Origin of the sequence: Nocardioides koreensis, assembly GCF_039531775.1 — a bacterium.
In the GTDB taxonomy this organism is placed as follows: Bacteria; Actinomycetota; Actinomycetes; order Propionibacteriales; family Nocardioidaceae; genus Nocardioides; species Nocardioides koreensis.
In genome coordinates this window covers 60,813-79,698 of record NZ_BAAAQR010000003.1, presented here as the reverse complement: position 1 = coordinate 79,698, position 18,886 = coordinate 60,813, and the positions used below count along the sequence as shown (strand labels likewise).

The 18,886-nt window shown below is 72.5% G+C and carries 20 protein-coding genes; 7 read left to right on the top strand and 13 right to left on the bottom strand.

Annotation, left to right across the window (positions count from 1 at the left end; genetic code table 11):
* Window position 1: 1 nt before the first annotated feature.
* The gene (locus tag ABD268_RS06645) at window positions 2-589 is read left to right on the top strand and encodes a DUF4245 domain-containing protein (RefSeq protein ID WP_344149336.1); all 588 of its coding nucleotides are present in this window, start codon (window positions 2-4) and stop codon (window positions 587-589) included.
* A 30-nt stretch (window positions 590-619) separates the two neighbouring features.
* Here ABD268_RS06645 and ABD268_RS06640 read toward each other — a convergent pair whose 3' ends face one another.
* Together ABD268_RS06640 and xseA are read right to left on the bottom strand one after the other, a co-directional pair.
* Entirely contained in the window at window positions 620-817 is a 198-nt protein-coding gene (locus ABD268_RS06640; protein WP_344149334.1) for an exodeoxyribonuclease VII small subunit, read from the bottom strand.
* Window positions 810-2,087, bottom strand: a complete 1,278-nt coding sequence (gene xseA, locus ABD268_RS06635; RefSeq protein WP_344149332.1) for an exodeoxyribonuclease VII large subunit — start codon at window positions 2,085-2,087, stop codon at window positions 810-812. Before xseA ends, ABD268_RS06640 begins: the two co-directional genes overlap by 8 nt.
* 77 nt (window positions 2,088-2,164) lie before the next feature.
* Between xseA and ABD268_RS06630 the strand changes: the two genes are divergently transcribed.
* On the top strand, window positions 2,165-3,166 hold the full coding sequence (locus ABD268_RS06630; RefSeq protein WP_344149330.1) for a 4-hydroxy-3-methylbut-2-enyl diphosphate reductase: 1,002 nt from the start codon (window positions 2,165-2,167) through the stop codon (window positions 3,164-3,166).
* 78 nt (window positions 3,167-3,244) lie between these two features.
* Here ABD268_RS06630 and ABD268_RS06625 read toward each other — a convergent pair whose 3' ends face one another.
* Window positions 3,245-4,222 (bottom strand): glycosyltransferase family 2 protein, encoded by a 978-nt coding sequence (locus tag ABD268_RS06625; RefSeq protein WP_344149328.1) that lies wholly within the window; start codon window positions 4,220-4,222, stop codon window positions 3,245-3,247.
* A 148-nt stretch (window positions 4,223-4,370) separates the two neighbouring features.
* On the opposite strand from ABD268_RS06625, the gene ABD268_RS06620 reads away from it, so the two are divergent.
* Entirely contained in the window at window positions 4,371-4,688 is a 318-nt protein-coding gene (locus tag ABD268_RS06620; protein WP_344149326.1) for a hypothetical protein, read from the top strand.
* On the opposite strand, the gene ABD268_RS06615 is transcribed toward ABD268_RS06620, so the two are convergent.
* On the bottom strand, window positions 4,594-6,186 hold the full coding sequence (locus tag ABD268_RS06615; protein ID WP_344149324.1) for a hypothetical protein: 1,593 nt from the start codon (window positions 6,184-6,186) through the stop codon (window positions 4,594-4,596). The genes ABD268_RS06620 and ABD268_RS06615 overlap by 95 nt on opposite strands.
* Window positions 6,187-6,552: 366 nt before the next feature.
* Between ABD268_RS06615 and ABD268_RS06610 the strand changes: the two genes are divergently transcribed.
* A complete protein-coding gene (locus tag ABD268_RS06610) occupies window positions 6,553-7,176 on the top strand; it encodes an L-threonylcarbamoyladenylate synthase (protein WP_344149865.1) in 624 nt (207 codons plus the stop codon).
* Here ABD268_RS06610 and ABD268_RS06605 read toward each other — a convergent pair.
* Complete coding sequence (locus tag ABD268_RS06605) at window positions 7,122-7,601, bottom strand: DUF6542 domain-containing protein (RefSeq protein WP_344149322.1); 480 nt, start codon at window positions 7,599-7,601, stop codon at window positions 7,122-7,124. The two genes, ABD268_RS06610 and ABD268_RS06605, sit on opposite strands and share 55 nt — an antisense overlap.
* A complete protein-coding gene (locus tag ABD268_RS06600) occupies window positions 7,598-8,695 on the bottom strand; it encodes a DNA recombination protein RmuC (RefSeq protein WP_344149320.1) in 1,098 nt (365 codons plus the stop codon). The genes ABD268_RS06605 and ABD268_RS06600 overlap by 4 nt, the downstream gene beginning before the upstream one ends.
* 95 nt (window positions 8,696-8,790) lie before the next feature.
* On the opposite strand from ABD268_RS06600, the gene ABD268_RS06595 reads away from it, so the two are divergent.
* A complete protein-coding gene (locus ABD268_RS06595) occupies window positions 8,791-10,014 on the top strand; it encodes a polysaccharide biosynthesis protein (RefSeq protein WP_344149318.1) in 1,224 nt (407 codons plus the stop codon).
* A gap of 11 nt (window positions 10,015-10,025) precedes the next feature.
* Here the strand turns inward: ABD268_RS06595 and ABD268_RS06590 are convergent, their stop codons facing one another.
* Genes ABD268_RS06590 through ABD268_RS06560 form a run of 7 tightly spaced genes read right to left on the bottom strand, consistent with a single transcriptional unit; the run spans window position 10,026 to window position 17,174 of the window.
* Window positions 10,026-10,739: a class I SAM-dependent methyltransferase gene (locus tag ABD268_RS06590; RefSeq protein ID WP_344149316.1), complete on the bottom strand. Its 714-nt coding sequence runs from the start codon at window positions 10,737-10,739 to the stop codon at window positions 10,026-10,028.
* A gap of 4 nt (window positions 10,740-10,743) precedes the next feature.
* A complete protein-coding gene (gene rffA, locus ABD268_RS06585; RefSeq protein WP_344149314.1) occupies window positions 10,744-11,895 on the bottom strand; it encodes a dTDP-4-amino-4,6-dideoxygalactose transaminase in 1,152 nt (383 codons plus the stop codon).
* Window positions 11,896-11,918: 23 nt separating this feature from the next.
* Window positions 11,919-12,677 (bottom strand): sulfotransferase, encoded by a 759-nt coding sequence (locus ABD268_RS06580; RefSeq protein WP_344149312.1) that lies wholly within the window; start codon window positions 12,675-12,677, stop codon window positions 11,919-11,921.
* Complete coding sequence (locus ABD268_RS06575) at window positions 12,674-13,636, bottom strand: glycosyltransferase family 2 protein (protein ID WP_344149310.1); 963 nt, start codon at window positions 13,634-13,636, stop codon at window positions 12,674-12,676. The genes ABD268_RS06580 and ABD268_RS06575 overlap by 4 nt, the downstream gene beginning before the upstream one ends.
* A gap of 19 nt (window positions 13,637-13,655) precedes the next feature.
* Entirely contained in the window at window positions 13,656-15,194 is a 1,539-nt protein-coding gene (locus ABD268_RS06570) for a glycosyltransferase family 39 protein (protein ID WP_344149308.1), read from the bottom strand.
* A complete protein-coding gene (locus tag ABD268_RS06565) occupies window positions 15,191-15,967 on the bottom strand; it encodes an exodeoxyribonuclease III (protein WP_344149306.1) in 777 nt (258 codons plus the stop codon). The genes ABD268_RS06570 and ABD268_RS06565 overlap by 4 nt, the downstream gene beginning before the upstream one ends.
* A gap of 10 nt (window positions 15,968-15,977) precedes the next feature.
* On the bottom strand, window positions 15,978-17,174 hold the full coding sequence (locus ABD268_RS06560; protein WP_344149304.1) for a cysteine desulfurase-like protein: 1,197 nt from the start codon (window positions 17,172-17,174) through the stop codon (window positions 15,978-15,980).
* Between the two features lie 89 nt (window positions 17,175-17,263).
* On the opposite strand from ABD268_RS06560, the gene ABD268_RS06555 reads away from it, so the two are divergent.
* The gene (locus ABD268_RS06555; protein ID WP_344149302.1) at window positions 17,264-17,590 is read left to right on the top strand and encodes a TraR/DksA family transcriptional regulator; all 327 of its coding nucleotides are present in this window, start codon (window positions 17,264-17,266) and stop codon (window positions 17,588-17,590) included.
* A gap of 45 nt (window positions 17,591-17,635) precedes the next feature.
* Window positions 17,636-18,712 (top strand): redox-regulated ATPase YchF, encoded by a 1,077-nt coding sequence (gene ychF, locus ABD268_RS06550; protein WP_344149300.1) that lies wholly within the window; start codon window positions 17,636-17,638, stop codon window positions 18,710-18,712.
* The last annotated feature ends 174 nt before the right edge of the window (window positions 18,713-18,886 follow it).

Genomic DNA, 18,886 nt, shown 5'->3' with positions numbered 1-18,886 from the left:
CGTGAGCGAGCAGTCCTCCGGTCAGCAGGCCCCGCCCGGACCCGCCGGGGGATCCGCCGGCCGCTACCAGCGGTCCACCAACGGCCTGATCGGCGCGCTCCTCGTCACGCTGCTCGTGATCGGCGGGTACGTCGCCTTCCGCGCCCTCAACCGCGACAACCCCGAGATGAGGCCGACCTCGGTCGACTACCTCGCCGCCGTGCAGGGTGCCCAGCAGGGCGGCTTCGACGTGGTCTACCCGCCGTCGCTGCCGTCCGGCTGGATCGCGAACACGGTCCACTTCACGCCGGGCGACCGGCCGGCCTGGGGGATCGGGATGCTCACCGACGCGGGCCGCTTCGCCGGCGTCCGCCAGGAGGACGCGTCGCTCGACGACCTGCTGCACACCTACGTCGACGAGGACCCCAGCGAGGGCCAGAAGACGCGGATCGACAGCGAGCTCGGCTCCACCTGGCGGTCCTTCTCCGACTCCGGCGGCGACCACGCCTACGCCACCGACCTGGGTGACGACGTGGTCCTGGTCTACGGCTCGGCCAGTCCCGAGGACCTGCGCGACCTCGCCGCGAGGCTCACCACCGCCAAGCGCTGAGCTTCCGTCGCCGGGCGGGCGCGGGTCGGGTCAGTCCTCGGCCTCCAGGGCGGCGTCGAGCTTCTTGCGGGCGCCGTCCAGCCACTCCTGGCAGGTCCGGGCGAGCTTCTCGCCGCGCTCCCAGAGCGCCAGCGACTCCTCCAGCGTGGTGCCGCCCTGCTCGAGCCGGCGCACCACCTCGACCAGCTCCTCGCGGGCTGCCTCGTAGGAGGGGGTCTCGTCAGCCATCGTGCTCCTCAGCGGTCTCGGCAGTGGTGTCGGCAGTGGTCTCGGCGGGCGGGTCGGGCTGGACCTCGGTCGTGGTGGCACGGATTCGGCCGTCGGCCACCCGGACGCTGAGCGCGGACCCGGCGGCGACGCCCGCGACGGAGGTCACGACGTGGCCGTCGGCGTCCTGGAGCACCGAGTAGCCGCGCTGCAGGGTCGCCAGCGGCGAGAGCGCGCGTGCTCGGGCCCGGTGGTGGCCGATGTCGTCGGCGGCCCGGTCCAGGGCGTGCCCGAGCGTGCGCCGGGCCCGGTCCCGCAGCTGGGACACCTCCTCGGAGCGGGCGTCGAGCAGGCTCCGGGGGTCGGCGAGCGCGGGCCGGGAGCGCAGGGCGTCGAGCCCGGCCTGCTCCCGCGCCAGCCAGCCGCCGAGCGCCGAACGCATCCGGTCGCGGGCCACCGCGACCAGGCGCAGCTCCTCGACCACGTCGGGCACCACCAGCTTGGCCGCGTCGGTCGGCGTGGAGGCGCGCACGTCGGCCACCAGGTCGAGCAGGGGGGAGTCCGGCTCGTGGCCGATCGCGGAGACCACCGGGGTGCGGGCGCGGTGCACGGCCCGCACCAGCGCCTCGTCGGAGAACGGCAGCAGGTCCTCGACCGAGCCGCCGCCGCGGGCGATGACGATCACCTCGATGTCGGGCGCACGGTCGAGGCGGTCGAGCGCCTCCATCACCTCGGCGGCCGCGCGCGGGCCCTGCATCGCGGCGTACGCCACCTCGAAGGCGACCGCGGGCCAGCGGCGGCGGGCGTTCTCCAGCACGTCGCGCTCGGCGGCGGAGCTGGGCGCGGTCACCAGCCCGACCTTGCCGGGCAGGAACGGCAGCCGGCGCTTGAGCTCGGCGGCGAACAGGCCCTCGGCGGCCAGCAGCTGGCGGCGGCGCTCGAGCCGGGCGAGCAGCTCGCCGAGCCCGACCATCCGGATCTCGCGGGCGTAGAGCGACAGGGTGCCGCGGTTGGCGTAGTAGGACGGCTTGGCGTGGACGACCACGCTGGCGCCCTCGACCAGCGGCGGGTTGAGGCCGTCGAAGAGGGTGCGCGAGCAGGTGACCGGCACGGAGATGTCGGCGACCGCGTCACGCAGCGTCATGAAGACGGTGTTGATCCCCGGCCGCCGGTTGACCTGGGCGATCTGGCCCTCCACCCACACCGCGCCGAGCCGGTCGACCCACCCGGCGATCGCGTTCGCGATCTGCCGGACCGGTGCCGGCGACTGGGGGGAGGTCTCCAGGGCCATGGCGCGACCCTAAGGGGTGCCGCCGACGGGTCGGCGCCGACGTGAGCTCCCGCGCGCCGATCCGTAGACTCGGGCCCATGAGCACCGACCTGGGCAACCCGTCGATCCTGTCCCCGGACGAGGCGGAGCGTGCCGTCCTGCTGGCGGCGCCCCGCGGCTACTGCGCGGGCGTCGACCGCGCGGTGGTGACCGTCGAGAAGGCGCTCGACCTGTACGGCGCCCCCGTCTACGTGCGCAAGCAGATCGTGCACAACAAGCACGTGGTGCAGAACCTCGAGTCCCGCGGCGCGATCTTCGTCGAGGAGCTCGCCGAGGTGCCCGAGGGCGAGACCGTGGTGTTCTCCGCCCACGGGGTCTCGCCGGAGGTGCACCGCCAGGCCGGGGAGCGGTCGCTGAAGACCATCGACGCGACCTGCCCGCTGGTGACCAAGGTCCACCACGAGGCCAAGCGGTTCGCCAACGAGGACTACGACATCCTGCTGATCGGCCACGCCGGGCACGAGGAGGTCGAGGGCACCGCGGGCGAGGCGCCCGAGCACATCCAGCTGGTGCAGGGTCCCGAGGACGTGCCGAACATCGTGGTCCGCGACCCGGCCCGGGTCTCGTGGCTCTCCCAGACGACGCTCTCGGTCGACGAGACCCTCGAGACGGTGGCGGCGATCCGGGAGCGCTTCCCGCTGCTGCTCGACCCGCCGAGCGACGACATCTGCTACGCCACCCAGAACCGCCAGCTCGCGGTCAAGGAGATCGCCCGTGGCGCCGACCTGGTGATCGTGGTCGGCTCCGGGAACTCCTCCAACTCGGTCCGCCTGGTCGAGGTGGCCCTCGAGGCGGGGGCACGGACGGCGTACCGCGTCGACGACGCCTCCGAGATCGAGGAGGCCTGGCTCGAAGGTGTCGACACCGTCAGCGTGACCTCCGGCGCGAGCGTGCCGGAGGAGCTGGTGGACGGCGTGCTGGCGTTCCTGGCCGAGCGCGGCTACCCGGACGCCAAGGCCGTGCACAGTGCCGAGGAGTCGCTCATCTTCGCGCTGCCCAAGGAGCTGCGGCGCGACCTGAAGGCCGCCGGCCGCTCCTGAGGCCGGCCGGCCACACGACGTACCGGTACGCCGTGTTGACCAGGCCGACCGTCGCGAACCGGACCGTCGTACGTCGGGTCAGCACGCGCTGTCGGCGGACTGGTCCCGGGCGGCCCGGCCGCGGGCGGTGAGCGCCAGGGAGTAGAGCGGCCGGTCCTGCGCCTCGACGTAGACCCGCCCGAGGTAGCCGCCGATCACCCCCATCATGATCAGCTGCAGGCCGCTGAGCAGGAACATCCCGACGCCGAGGAACGCCCAGCCGGGCACCGCCTGCTCCGGCACGAACAGCCGGATCCAGGCGACGTAGCCGGCGCCCAGCACGCTCACGGCCGAGATCGCGACGCCGAGCCGGGAGATCAACCGCAGGGGCAGGGTCGAGAAGCCGAGGATGCCGGAGGTGGCGAAGGCCAGCATCCGGCGCAGCGGGTAGCCCGTGGTCCCGGCGTGGCGGGCGTCGCGGTCGAACAGCACCGCCTCCTGGCGGAAGCCGACGTGTGCCACGATCCCGCGCAGGAAGCGGTCGTGCTCGCGGTAGCGGACGACCTCGGCCACCACGCGGGCGTCCATCAGCCGGAAGTCGCCGACGTTGCGCGGGATGTCGATCGAGGCCAGCCGGGCGAGCAGCCAGTAGAAGAGGTACGCCGTGGCGCGCTTGAAGGGCCCGTCCTGCCGGGTCCGGCGCTGGGCGTAGACCACGTCGACGCCCTTCTCCCACACCCGGACCAGCTCCAGGCTCACCCGTGGCGGGTCCTGCAGGTCGGTGTCCATCACGATCACCGCGTCCGCGCCGGCGGCCGCGTCGAGGCCGGCCGTCACCGCCACCTGGTGCCCGAAGTTCCGCGACAGCGACAGCACCGTCACCCGCGGGTCCGCGTGCCGGAGCTCGAGCAGCCGCCGCAGCGAGTCGTCACGGCTGCCGTCGTCGACGTACACGAACTCGAAGCGCAGGTCCGGCCGCTCCTCGGTGGCGGCCACCAGGGCGCGGTGGAAGGCAACGATGCTGGGGGCCTCGTCGTGGACGGGGAGCACGTAGGTGACGGTGCGGTCGGGGCTCATGGGACGTTGGTACGGATCGAGGCTGCGGCTCACCTGTGAGAACCCTCGGAGCCGGGGATGAGCGGCCTGCCATGCGGACCGCGATCCGCGTCCGGAACCGGACCGCACCCCGTAGCGTCTGACTCAGCACCTGACGTGGGGGGACATCATGAGGTGGAGCTGGATCGTCGTAGCGGGCACAGTGCCCTTCCTCATCGGGTGCGCGGGCAGCACCGACGGCGGCGACTGCACCAGCCACTACCAGCCCGTCGCCGATGCGCCGACCCGGGAGGCCCTGAAGAAGGAGCTGCTCGAGCACGTCGACCCGCGGGTGCGATCCATGAGGGTCATCCGCGAGCACCCGGACAAGGGCAAGGTCTACGTCAACCTGATCAACCGCAGGCATCGGAGCGTGATGTCGCTCGACATGTGGCAGCGAGACGACGGGACCTGGACCGCCCAGCAGTGGTCCCAGTGCATCGACTGACTCCGCTGGCACCGGCCGTGCGCGGGAGGGGCGCGGGAGGAACGGGAGGGCCGACGATCCTGGCCCTCGGGTCTCCGCGAGGGTGCGGTGTCATGCCGGTGTCCTGCCGGTGCCCTGTCGGTGTCCCGAACGGAGGCAGTTCGACCCGGCCTTCCGGGTCCCAGGCGGGGATCGGCGCGGGATCGAGGTCAACTGCCCGGCGTCCGTGCACGGCCAGCCGGACGGTGGGCCGGGTTCGCACCAGGGGGCAGCCCAGGTTGTGGGGGTTGGTCTGCCCGGGTGGTCCGCCCTCGTCGGGGGGCACGTAGGGCTCGATGTGGTCGAGGTCGGTGTGGCGGGCGTCGACGGCGCACCAGGGGAAGATGCAGTGGCCGTCGCGGAGGATGACGATCTCGCGGATCTCCTCGCTCGGGTCGTGCCCGTCGACGGCGGGGCACCGGTTCAGGTCCAGCACCGGCCGGATGACCACGTCCTCGGAATGGTTCAGCCAGGCGCGGATCTTGGCCAGGGTGGCGGGGCCGAGCTTCTCGACCCCGCCGACCGCGGGGTGGTTGTCGCCCGCGTCTTCGAGGGTGGTGTTGAGGTGCAGCAGGTCGGCCAGCGAGGCGTGGACGTAGAGGATGGTCTGCCGCCGCCGCACCGGCGTGGCAACTGTGTGGGGCTCGGCCACTGTCTCGCCGTCCCTCTCACCCACGGGGGTTCCTTCGCCGGTGAGGGCGGCGAGGTCGAGGGTGGCCTGCTGGGCGGCGATCACGCCCAACGCCTTGGCCTTGCGGATCTCCAGCTCGTCGGTGTCCCCGAGCGCCTTGAGCGCGGCGGCCTGGTCGCAGACCAGGTCGTGGACGGCGGTCAGGTCCAGGGTGTCGCCGGCCACGTCGAGGTAGCTGGTGCCGTCGACGTCGCCGGGGGCGGGGTGGCGCAGCGTGACGTGCCAGCCCTTCCTGCCCTGCTTCTCGCGCTGCTCGAGCAGCTCGGGGTGGTACTTGGCGATCGCCATCGCGACCGCGGTCTGGATCGCGGCGAACCCGCACGAGGCCAGCCTCGGCGCCAGCATCTGGTCGACGTAGCCGGCGGCCTCGCGGGAGAGGGGGTGGGTGGCCTGGGCGACCTGGCGGGCCTTCCACGGATCCACGGCCAGGTCTTCGACGAGCCGCCAGATCCGGGGGAGCCGGTGCTGGAGGTCGAGGGCGCCGGCGATCAGCTTCATCCCGGTCATCGTGGACACCCCGAGGGCGGCGGCGACCGGCTCGGGCGCGAACGCCGACACCGCGGGGGTGCCCTCCCCACCGAGGGACTCATCCGCATTGAGCACGCCCGGGAGGGCGTCGCCGGCCCAGGTGGCCACCCCGGTGTCGGCGGTGGCGGGGTGCAGCACGCACCACTGCGCGGCCAGCCGGAGCTTGCTGCGGTCGACCTCGCGGGCCGCGATCTTCTTCTCCTCCAGGACCGCGAGGAGCCGGTCGGGGTCGAGGTCCTCGACCACCACCGGCTGTCCCATCGCTCCATCTCGAGCATGGATCAATCCAAGCATCGGGCACCGACAGTCCGGCCCCGAAAACCGCATGGTTGAGCGGGTCTGGGGAAAATGGAAAGTAAAACTTCTCGGGCCTGGTGGCGTGGTCTCGACAAGCTCGACCACCGGGGGCGACCCACGCGCCGGGCGCCGGCCGCAACCCACGGCGTACCCGTCCCCGTATCTGCCAAGACCGCAACCATCGACGAGCCGCTGACCACCGGAGGCGACGTGGTCTCGACAAGCTCGACCACCGACGACAAGCTCGACCGCCGGGGGACGCTCGGCCACCTGGGGGACGCGATCACGGGGCGGACCCGCGGGGGCCGCGCACGACCTAGACTCGCGACCGTGGCCCGCTACGTCGACATCCATCCGGACAACCCGCAGCCGCGGCTGCTCGAGCAGGTGGCCGACGCGCTGCGGGACGGGGCGCTGATCGCCTACCCGACCGACTCGGGCTACGCGCTCGGCTGCCAGCTGGGCAACCGGGACGGCCGGGACCGGATCCTGCGGATCCGCGGGCTCGACGAGAAGCACCACTTCACGCTGATGTGCCGCGACTTCTCCCAGCTCGGCCAGTTCGTGCACGTCGACAACGCGGCGTTCCGGGCGATCAAGGCGGCGACCCCGGGGCCGTACACGTTCATCCTGCCGGCGACGGGGGAGGTGCCCCGGCGGCTGATGCACCCCAAGAAGCGGACCGTGGGGGTGCGGATCCCGGACCACGTCCTGGTCCACGAGCTGCTGGGGGTGCTGGGCGAGCCGCTGCTGACCAGCACCCTGATCCTCCCGGACGAGGAGGAGCCGCGGACCCTGGGCTGGGAGATCAAGGAGGAGCTCGACCACCAGGTCGACCTGGTGATCGAGGCGGGGGAGACGCCGGCGCAGCCGACGACCGTCGTGGACTGGTCGGAGGGCTACCCGGAGGTGGTACGCCGCGGCGCGGGCGACCCGGAGCGGTTCGCGGCCTGAGCCGGTTCCTGACCCGGTCGCCCGGACGTCTTCTGCCCCATCCGCTGACGCATCGCCAGGCAGCCCAGGCACAGCAGGTAACCCACGACCAGCGCGAGGCTGTGGTGGGACAGCCCGGAGACGACCGCCTGGATCACGCCGTCGCGGGGGTCCGCGATGACGCCCGGGCGCACGAAGCCGAGCAGCGTGAACACGCCGACCATGATCAGCGGCGGCAGCACCCCGACGGTGAAGAAGTCGGTGGGGCGCACCGCCAGGGCCAGGGCGACGCACAGGGTGATGAAGCACAGGTCGAAGAAGAGGCTGATCCGGCCGACCACGGCCACGTCGATCACGACGGCGGTGAGCGCGAGTGCGGCGCCGAGCGCCACGACCTGACGGCCCGGCTCCCGGCCTTCCTCCCACAGCGTGCGCGTGTGGCTCACAGCGCCACCGTATTCTCACCGTCCTCCGGGTCGGGCGCGGCGCGCCGATCGGCACGGCCGTCGATCCGGGGCAGGTCGGCGGCCGCCGCGACCGAACCAAGGGTTCGGGTGGTGGACTCGACCTGCCGGGGGGCGGGCAGCTCCTCGGTGGTGACCGACAGGTCCTGGAAGCGCCGCGCCGACACCAGCACCCGCGACTCCAGCGAGCCGACCGCCTGGTTGTAGTGGCCGACGGCCGCGTTGAGGGACCGGCCCACCTGGTCGAGGTGGCCGCTGAGGCTGCCGAGGCGGCCGTGGAGCTCGCGGCCGAGCCGGTGGATCTCGCGGGCCTGGTCGGCCAGCGCCTCGTGGCTCCAGCCATGGGCGACGGTCCGGAGCAGCGCGATCAGGGTGGTGGGCGTCGCGAGCACCACCTGCCGGGCGGCGGCGTACTCGATGAGCTGGGGGTCGGTCTCCAGCGCTGCGGCGAGGAAGGACTCCGCCGGCACGAACAGCACCACGAACTCGGGGGTCTCCTCCATCGCGCGCCAGTACGCCTTCGACGAGAGCTGGTCGACGTGCTGGCGCAGCTGGCGGGCGTGGCGCGTGAGGTGGGCCTGCCGCTGCTCCTCGTCGTCGACCGAGGTGGCGTCGAGGTAGGCGTCCAGCGGCACCTTGGAGTCGACCACGACCTGGCGCCGGCCGACGAGGTGCACGACGAGGTCGGGACGCAGCGCGCCGTCGGCGAGCCGCACCTGCTCGGTGAAGTCGCACCGGTCGACCAGCCCCGCCAGCTCGACCGCGCGGCGCAGGTGCAGCTCACCCCAGCGGCCGCGCACCTGCGGCTTGCGCAGCGCCGTGCTCAGCGAGTGTGTCTCGCGACGCAGGTCGGAGACGTGCTGGTGGAACTGGCCCTGCCAGGCCGCCCGCTGCCGGTCGAGGTCCTGCATCTGGTCGCTGAGCCGGTCGAGGCCCTGCATCACCTCGGCCTGGTCGACCATGCCCTGACCGACGGCCTGGGTGTGCGCGGGGCGGGAGCGCGCCCAGAGCAGCCCGAGCAGGCAGCCGAGGACGAGCCCGACCAGCAGGGCGGTGAACCACGAGATCATCTGCATGGGCCCAGCATGGACGAGACCACCGACACCGCCGACCCACGGGCGCGGACGGCGCCGCGGTGAGTCGACATTCGCTAGGGCACAATGCAGCCTCGATGAGGAACAGGATCCGCCACACGTCGGCGCTGGCACTCGGCTCCGCGGTGAGCGGCCTCCTGGCGTACGTCTTCTTCGCGCTGGTCACCCGCGCGCTCGGCTCCGAGGCGGCGGCCCCGGTGGCGGTGCTGTGGACCTACTGGTCCTTCGCCGGCGCGGCCCTCACCTTCCCGCTCCAGCACTGGATCGCCCGCTCGGTCTCCGCGCACGGGGGCGAGCGCTCGGTGCGCGAGGCGCTGCCCGGCGTGCTGTGGCTGGCGCTGGGGGCGACGGCGGTCACCACCGCGGTGACCTGGTTCGCCCGCGACCAGCTCTTCCACTCCGGGCAGACGTGGTTCCCGCTGCTGGTCGGCGCCGTGACCCTGGGATCGGCCGTGACCGGCGTGGTCCGGGGCGTGCTCACCGGCCGGCGGCGGTTCGCCGCGGTGGGGGCCGGCCTGGTCGCCGAGAACGGCATCCGCTGCCTGGGCGCGCTCGTGCTGTGGGTGGCCGGCGTCGACGATCCGGTCGCCTTCGGCGTCTGCCTGCTGGCGGGGTACGCCGGCGCCGCGGCGTGGCCGGGCGCGTTCCGGCTGGCGCGGACCGGGTCCGCCGGTGACGGGGAGTCGCCCCTGGCCTTCCTCGGCGGGACCGGGGGAGCCCAGGTGCTCGGGCAGGCGGTGCTCACCGGCGGGCCGGTCGTGCTCGTGCTGGCCGGCGGCACGGCGTCGGAGGTCACAGCCCTGTTCGCCGGGCTGGCGCTGTTCCGGGCGCCGTACACGCTCGCGCTGGGGCTGGTCGCCACGCTCACCGGCTGGCTGACCCGGCTGGTGGTCGCCGAGCGTCGCGAGGAGCTGCGGCGGGTACGCCGCGGCCTGCTGCTGCTCACGGTGGTCGGCGCGGCGGGGGCCGCGGTCGTGGGCGCGCTGGCCGGACCGTGGCTGCTGCAGCTGGTCTTCGGCGGCGACGTGTCGCTGTCGGCGGCCCTCACCCTGCTGCTGGCGGTCGCCAGCACGGTGGCGATGGCCAACCTGGTCGCCACCCTGGTGGTGCTGGCGCACGGGCGGGCGCTGGCGCTGGTCCGCTGGTGGCTCGTCGCGCTGGTCCCGGGTGCGCTGCTGTTCGCGCTCGCCGACCTTCCGGCGCTCGACCGCACCTGCTGGGCCTTCCTCGTGGTCGAGGTGGCGGCCTTCGGGCTGCTGCTGCGCGAGGGCGCCCGCGAGCGGGTCCCGACGGCCGCCTGACCCGGGCAGCCTCAGCGGGGCTTGTCGGCGGCGAGGAACACCGAGGACCCGAAGGGCAGGTCGCGCGTGCGCAGCAGCCGTGCCTCCGCCGAGGAGAGCCCGGTGAGCACCCGGTCGAGGGCCGGCGAGACCTGGGGCAGGCCCCCGGGCTCGCCCGAGCGCCGCCGGAGCCGCCGGGCGACCCGCTCGGCGGCGAAGAACGGGAACACGCCGGCGAACGCGTACGTCGAGCGGCGCACCGTGAGGCCGGCGTCCTCGATCGCGGCCACGATGCGGGGCAGGGTGTAGCGGCGGTAGTGCCCGGCCCGGACGTCGTGGTCGGACCACGCCCACTGGTAGGCCGGCACCGAGGCGAGCAGCCGGCCACCGGGCGTCAGCACCCGGGCCAGCTCGGACACGGCCTGGGCCTCGGGCTCGCAGTGCTCGATCACGTCGAAGGCGCCCACCACGTCGAAGGTCGCGTCGGCGAACGGCAGCTCCAGCGCGGAGGCGCACACCCCCGTGCCGGGGACCAGCCCGCGCGGGTCCACGTCGATGGCGAAGCGCTCGTGGTCGCCGTGCATCCAGGACACGCTCGGCCCGTCCGCGCTGCCCACGTCGAGCAGCCGGCGCGGGGAGCCGAGGTAGTCACCCAGGGCGGCCCGCAGCAGGTCGGTGCGGGCGCGGTACCACCAGTAGTCGGGCTGGCCGATCGACGACGACCCTGACTGGGCGACGGGCGACATGCCCTCAGTGTGCCGTCATGCTCCTCACCAGGGCGTCAACCACGCGGTCCGTGTCGGCGGTGGTCAGGTTGTTGTGGAACGGCAGCCGCACCAGCCGCCGGCTGATGTCGCTGGTCACCGGGCACTCGGTGGGCCGGGCCGCGAACCGCTGGCCGCCGATCGAGTCGTGCAGCGGCACGTAGTGGAAGGTCGTGGCGATGCCCTCCTCGCGCAGCTCCTTCATCACCCGCGTCCGCGTCTCGTGGTCGGGCATCAGCACGTGGAAGAGGTGGTACGCCGGGTCGCAGTGCTCGGGCACCACGGGCAGCTGCAGGCCGAGCTCCTCGGCGTGCGGCGCCAGCCCCGCGGCGTACCGCTCGAAGACGCCGCGGCGCTTGCCCTGGATGACCTCGCGCTGCTCGAGCTGGCCGAGCAGGTAGGCGGCCAGCGTGTCCGAGAGCCCGAACGACGAGCCGGTGTCGCGCCAGGTGTACTTGTCGACGTACCCCTGGAAGAACGCCTTGCGGTCGGTGCCCTTGTCGTAGATGACCCAGGCGCGGGCCACGTCCTCGGGGTCGTTGAGCAGCAGCGCGCCGCCCTCGCCGCAGACGAAGTTCTTGGTCTCGTGGAAGCTCTGGCTCGCGAACCGGCCGAGGCTGCCGAGCGGCTCCCCGCGCCAGCGGCCGAAGAGGCCGTGCGCGTTGTCCTCGACGATCGCGACGTCCGGGCGGTCCTTCAGCACCTGGCGGATGCCGTCCATGTCGCAGGCGATGCCCCCGTAGTGGACGACCACGACCGCACGCACCGAGTCGTCGAGCAGCTCGGCGAGGTGCCGGGGGTCGAGGCCCAGCGTCTCCGGCTCGATGTCGCAGAACAGGATCTTCGCGCCCTCGCGCACGTAGGCGAGCGCGGAGCTGACGAAGGTGAACGACGGCACGATGACGGTGTCGCCGGGCTGCAGGTCCAGCAGGATCGCGCTCATCTCGAGCGCGGCGGTGCAGGAGGTGGTCAGCAGGGCGTCGGCGGCGCCGGTCTCGGCGCGCAGCAGCTCCGACACGCGGGCCGTGAAGGGACCGCCGGAGGAGGTGTGGCCGCTCTCGAGGGAGGCGCGGATGTGGTCGAGCTCGGCGCCCTCCACGCTGGCCACGTTGAAGGCGATGTCGGGCTTGTCGGTCACGGCCGTCCTTCGGTGTCTCGGTCTCAGGTGGTGCGGGCGGATCGGGGCCACGGCAAGTCGCGGCCCAGCAGGTCGGCGAGCGCGCGGTCGCTGTCGGCGTAGTACCCGCGGAGTCGGTGGAGCAGGTCCTCGTCCAGGTCGGGGCGCGGCTGCCGGCTCTCGTTCACCGGGGCGCCGGCGTCCGGGGGCAGGAAGCCCGGGTCCACACCGAGCGTGCCATACAGGTCGCTGACCCGGTGCGGGTCGCCCCGCAGCTCGTCGAGGAAGAGCACGGTGACGTCGTCGCCGAACCGGTCCAGCCACGGCTGCAGGAAGTCGGTGTAGCGGCCGCGCTCGAGGTAGGCGTACGGCGAGACCGAGGTCCGCTCGGGGTCCCACGGCAGCGGTCCCTCGAGGTTCGCCTCCAGCACCTCGGCCAGCGGACGGGTCTCGAGCCCGGCGTCGGAGCTGAACGCCCAGTGCGACAGCGCCCGCTGGACCGGGTCGCGGAGCTGGACCAGGATCAGCGGGTTCCCCAGCACGGTGGCGGCACGGTCGGCCGCCTCGGCGTACTCGAGGTAGCTGGTGCTCTTCTCACCCAGGACGGGCTCGTCGGTGGCGTGGCCGAAGTAGGTCTGCTCGTACCACTCCAGGCCGCGCCCGGCGAGCTCCGCGGACAGGAACACCTTGGGCTCGGGCCGGGCCGGGCGGGCCATCGCGACCTGCGGGTGCGCGGCGAGCAGGTCGTGCAGGTACGTCGTGCCGCAGCGCTGTGCCCCGATGACCAGCAGGTGCCGAGTCACTCGGGCACCCTCGCCGTGACGTGGTAGCTGTCCTGGGCGCTGACCGCGTTGAGCGTGCGGACGACGTACTCGCCGAGCATCGACAGCAGCGCGATCGTGAAGCCGTTGAACACCGACAGCAGCACCACCGTGGTGGTCCAGCCCTGGACGTGGGTGTCCCCGAAGATGCCCTGCAGCAGGTAGAACGCGCCGAGCAGCAGGCTGAGCCCGGAGATCGCGAAGCCGACCAGGGCGGCGGCGCGCAGCGGGTACGACGAGTAGCTGAACAGGATGGTCAGCACCAGCCGCAGGATCCGCACCATGCTGTAGTTGCTCTTGCCGACCGCCCGCGCCTCGTGGCGCACGGTCACGTTGCTGCGCTTGCGGGAGTAGAGCAGCGCCTGGCCGGTGATGTAGGGGTGCGCGGTCTGCGAGGCGCAGATCCGGTCGACGACGTCGCGCCGCAGGATCCGGTAGTTGGAGACCGCGAGATCGGCGGGCTGCCCGAAGATCCGGCGGTTGATCATGCTGATCATGCCGCTGCCGATCCGGCGGTAGCCGGCGGCCTTCTTGCTCTCGAACTTCCCGAAGACGAGGTCCTTGCCGGTCATCGCCTCGTCGATCAGCAGCAGCGCCTGGTCGGGCGGGTTCTGCAGGTCGTCGTCCATGGTGATGACGTAGTCGCCGGTGGCCTCGCGCAGCCCCGCCAGGTTGGCGTGGTGCTGCCCGTAGTTCTTCAGCATGTCCAGGGCGACGACGTGCGGGACGGTGCGCGCCTTCTCGGAGATGACCTCCCAGCTGCCGTCCGAGGAGCCGTCGTTGACCAGGATGATCTCGTGGTCGAGGCCGTGCTCGGTGAAGACCTCCGAGACCCGGTCGACCGTGGTGCCCACGATCCGCTCACTGTTGTAGACCGGGATCACGATGGAGTACCGGTACTGGCGCCGATCCATTGGCCGCTCTTCCACCGGCGACGTCATGCGGGCATCCTTCCACAGCTCAGGTTCGGTCATGGAGCACGTCCGTCAGGGCCTCGAGGGTCTCCGGGCCGACGTCGCGGCGCACGTACCAGAACCAGCCGACCGACCGGCCCACGCGCCGGTAGTTCTCGAGCGTGGGGGCGAGCCAGCCCGGCACCTGGTCGCTGCCGACGCTGATGACCGTCGGTGCCTGCTCGCCGACCCAGCGGCCGTAGCCCATGCTCCCGCCGGGCCAGGTGTCCTCGAGGTAGTCGATGAGCCCGTTGCCCAGCAGCTGGTAGCGCGAGATGTTCCGCTTGTGGGCCAGCACCAGCGGCTCGGGGGACTCGACCGACAGCATCGTCGCGTCGGCGGGCAGCAGCGCCATCACCGCGTCCACGTCGGCACGCTGGCCGTCGAGGGTGTCGTCGCGGTTGCTCACGGAGTAGTCCACGGCCATGCCGGTGGCCACCAGCGCCCAGACCACGACCGCCACCAGCGCGACCTTCGCCGGCAGCCACCGGGCCAGGACCACGGCGACGCCGCCGATGCCGAGCGCCGCCCCGGGCAGCAGGAAGAACGCGTCCGGCCAGCCGTTGAACGCCTTGAGCGACCACAGCACGCCCACCACGAAGACCACGCCGGTCCCGACGAGGGCCGCGCCCCGGGGGGTACGCCGCGTCGTACGCCGGGTGACCACGACCGCGGTCAGCGCGAGCTGGGCGAGCGACCCGACGATGAACACCCACAGCGACCAGCCGTAGGCGTCGTCCATGAGCTTCCACAGGTAGTCGGGGGAGTCGAGCAGCGAGACCTGCTTGGTGTAGCGGGCGTTGATGAGCAGGAAGTCGTCGAGGAACACCTGCAGCTCGCCGATGGCCGCGTAGAACCCGACCGTGATCGCGGTGGGGATCGCCCCACCCACGGCGATCCGGACCAGCGCCCGGAACCGCCCGGTCTCCAGCCCGAGGAACGCCGCGACGGCCGCGCCCGCGATCGCCGCGAGGAACACCGGCTGCCAGGTCAGCGTGGCGAGCGCGATGAAGAAGCCGGTGGTGCCCCACCGCTGCTTGAGCATGGCGAGCAGGGCCACCACCACGAAGAGCACCATCGCGGTCTTCTCGCGGGGCCCGTAGGTCGCATAGGTGATGAAGCCCTGGAAGCAGAGCATGGCCGCGGCCGACGCGAGCCCGGCGCCGCGCGACCGGAACAGGTCCCGGCCGAGCAGGTAGACCAGGCCGACGGTCAGGATCGAGAGCAGCATGTTCAGCACGCGCATGCTCAGCACGTCGTCGGCGCCGAAGGTCCGGCCGACGATCACGCCGATCCCGGGGATCAGGTGGCCCAGGGGGCCGGCCCGGTTGACGATCGCGACGTACGGCGCCACGCCCTCGGCGACCTGCTGCCCCCCGTAGCTGTAGACGCCGAGGTCGCGGGTCAGGCGCCCGTCGAAGCCGTGCAGGAGATAGACGCCCAGCGCCGCGGCACAGGTCAGCCAGACCAGCGGGTCGGGGCGGCGGAAGCGACCACGTCGAGGGCTCTCCGGCGCCGTCTCGGGCGCGGTCTCGGTGGCGGTCATGCGAGGTCGACGAGGACGGGCGCGTGGTCGGAGGCGCCGGCGCCGGCACGCTCGTCACGGTCGATGAACGCGTGGGTGACCCGGTCCGCCAGCGAGGGCGAGCCGAGCACGAAGTCGATGCGCAGGCCCCGGTTCCGCTCGAAGCGCTGCCGGTAGTAGTCCCAGTAGGTGTAGACGTCCGGCCCCGGGGTGTGCGGCCGCACCACGTCGACGTACCCGTCGTCGATGAAGGCCTGGAAGGCCGCGCGCTCGGGGGGCGTCACGTGGGTGGACTTCGCGAACTGCGCCATGTCGAACACGTCCTCGTCGAGGGGGGCGATGTTCCAGTCGCCGACCAGCGCGGTGTCCTCGCCGACCCAGCCCTTCGCGGTCTCGCGGAGCCGGGCGAGCCAATCGAGCTTGTAGACGTAGTGGGGGTCGTCGACCTTGCGGCCGTTGGGGACGTAGAGCGACCAGATCCGGACGCCGCCGCACAGCGCGCCGATGGCCCGCGCCTCGGCGGCGACGGGGTCCCCGAAGCCGGGCATCCCCTCGAAGCCGACCTGGACGTCGTCGAGCCCGACCCGGCTCACGATCGCCACCCCGTTCCACTGGCTGGTGCCGGCGGCGGCCACCTCGTAGCCGAGGGACTGCAGCCCCATCAGCGGGAGCTGGTCCTCACGGGCCTTGGTCTCCTGGATCGCCAGCACGTCGACGTCGTGGCGCTGCAGGAACGCCTCGACCCGGTCGATGCGGGATCGGAGCGAGTTCACGTTCCAGGTGGCGATGCGCACGGCGAACAAACTAACTGCTGGTCCTGAGAAGCTCCGAAACGCCCGCGAGCAGCCGCTCGACGTCCTCGACCGAGGTGTACGGCGCGATCCCGGCCCGGACGCCGCCCGCGTCACCGAGACCGGCGTGCCGGGACGCCTCGATCGCGTAGAAGTGGCTGGCCGGGGCGTTCACGCCCCGGGACCCGAGGTGCTCGTAGACCTCACGGCCGGTGTGACCGACGACATCGAAGAGCACCGTCGGGGTCCGGCGGGCCGGGCGGCCGTGCAGGACCACCCCGTCGGTCGCGGCGAGCCCGTCGAGCAGCCGGCCGAACAGCTCGTCCTCGTACTTCTCGACCGCCGCCATCGACTCGAGCACCCGGGTCCGGCGGTCCGCCGCGTCGGAGTCGAGGCCGGCGATGAAGTCGACCGCGGCGGTCACGCCGGCGAGCAGCTCGTAGGGGAGGGTCCCGAGCTCGAACCGCTCCGGCACCGCGTCGGAGGAGGGCAGCAGCTTGTCGGGGCGCAGCGTCTCCAGCAGGGCGGGGGAGGCGGCGAGGGCGCCGAGGTGCGGGCCGAAGAACTTGTACGGCGAGCACGCCAGCAGGTCGGCGCCGAGCTCGGCGAGGTCGACCGGGGCGTGGGCGGCCAGGTGCACGGCGTCGACGTACACGAGCGCGCCAGCGTCGTGGGCGGCCCGGCTGATCGCGGGGACGTCGGGGCGGGTGCCGAGCAGGTTGGAGGCGGCGGTGACCGCGACCAGCCGGGTCCGGTCGGACAGCACCGTGGCGACGTCGTCCAGCTCGGCGGTCTCGGGGTCGAAGCCGAGCCAGCGCACGGTGGCGCCGGCCCGCTCGGCCGCGATCACCCAGGGGCGGATGTTGGCGTCGTGGTCGAGCCGGGTGACCACGACCTCGTCGCCGGGGCCCCAGCCCTGGGCGAAGGTGCGGGCCACGTCGAAGGTGATCTGCGTCATCGAGCGCCCGAACACGATGCCGCCGGGCTCGGCGCCGAGCAGGTCGGCCATCGCCGCCCGGGCACCGAGGGTGACCTCCTCGGCACGCCGCTCGGCGTCGGTGACCGTGCCCCGGTTGGCCAGGCCCGCGGTCAGGGTGCGGGCGACCGCGTCCGCCACCGACTGCGGGGTCTGCGAGCCGCCCGGCCCGTCGAAGTGGGCGACACCGAGGTCGAGCGCGGGGAACTGGGCACGGATGCGTGTGATGTCCACCCGAGCGACAGTAGCCACTCCCGAGTCGCGCTCCCGCGGAACCGGCCGGCGGCGTACCCCTGCTTGGGTCGGTGCGCGAGGCTGGGGGGATGGAACCAGTGCGCGACGACCTGCTCGCCAAGCGGGCCGAGCTGCTCGACGAGCTCGGACTGCTCGAGGCGCCCCCCGGCGAGCGCGGCGAGATCGCGTTCGGCAAGCGGGTCGGCGAGGGCACCGCGATGGCGGTGGACCGCCTCTCGCAGGTCGCGGTCCACGACAAGCTGCAGGTGATGATGGCCGACGTCGAGCGGGCGCTGGCCAAGCTCGACGAGGGCAGCTACGGCACCTGCGACGCGTGCGGCGGACCGGTCGGGGAGGGACGCCTGGAGGTGCTGCCGTGGGCGACGCTCTGCGTGGAGGACGCGACGCGGCGCTGAGCACTGATTGGGAGCCGCGCCGTAGCCCTCGTAGACTCGCCGCCCGTGGCTCTCACCATCGGCATCGTCGGACTCCCCAACGCGGGCAAGTCGACCCTCTTCAACGCCCTGACCAAGAACGACGTCCTCGCGGCGAACTACCCGTTCGCCACCATCGAGCCGAACGTCGGGGTCGTGGGCGTGCCGGACGACCGGTTGCCGAAGCTGGCGGAGGTCTTCGGATCGGCGAAGGTCCTGCCCGCGACCGTCGAGTTCGTCGACATCGCCGGGATCGTGGCCGGCGCGTCGCAGGGTGAGGGGCTCGGCAACAAGTTCCTCTCCCACATCCGCGAGTCCGCGGCGATCTGCCAGGTGACCCGGGTCTTCCGCGACGAGGACGTCACCCACGTCGACGGCGAGGTCAACCCCGGCAACGACATCTCCACCATCCAGACCGAGCTGATCCTCGCCGACCTGCAGACGGTCGAGAAGGCGATCCCGCGGCTGGAGAAGGAGGCGAAGGGCAAGAAGGACCTCGCCCCGGTCGCCGACGCGGCCAAGGAGGCGCTCGGTCACCTCGAGGCCGGTACGCCGATCATCGCGACGTCGGTGGACCGCGCCCTGATCCGCGAGCTGTCGCTGCTGACCGCCAAGCCCTTCATCTACGTCTTCAACTGTGACGCCGACGAGCTCGCCGACGAGGCGCTCAAGGACAAGATGCGCTCCCTGGTCGCGCCGTCCGAGGCGATCTTCCTCGACGCGAAGTTCGAGGCCGAGCTGGTCGAGCTCGACGACGACGAGGAGGCCCGCGAGATGCTCGCCGAGATGGGCGTCACCGAGCCGGGTCTCGAGGTGCTGGCCCGGGTCGGGTTCGACACCCTCGGGCTGCAGACCTACCTGACCGCCGGTCCCAAGGAGACGCGCGCCTGGACCATCCCCCAGGGCGCCACCGCCCCGGAGGCCGCCGGCGTCATCCACACCGACTTCCAGCGCGGCTTCATCAAGGCCGAGATCGTCTCCTTCGACGACCTGATGGACGCCGGCTCCATGCAGAAGGCCAAGGAGGCCGGCAAGGTCCGCATGGAGGGCAAGGACTACGTCATGCAGGACGGCGACGTGGTGGAGTTCCGCTTCAACGTCTGAGCCGACGGGCAGCCCGGTCGCACGAGCGCGAGGTCGGGATGAACCGACCTGCCGGTGGCGCACCGACCGGTTTGGCAACCGGGTAGGGCGTCGATTCCCGAAGGGGTGCACCGGGTTTTGAACGAACGTTTGTTCAAAAAGCGGGGAGGTGTCTCTGCTGGGGCTGCGGCCGCA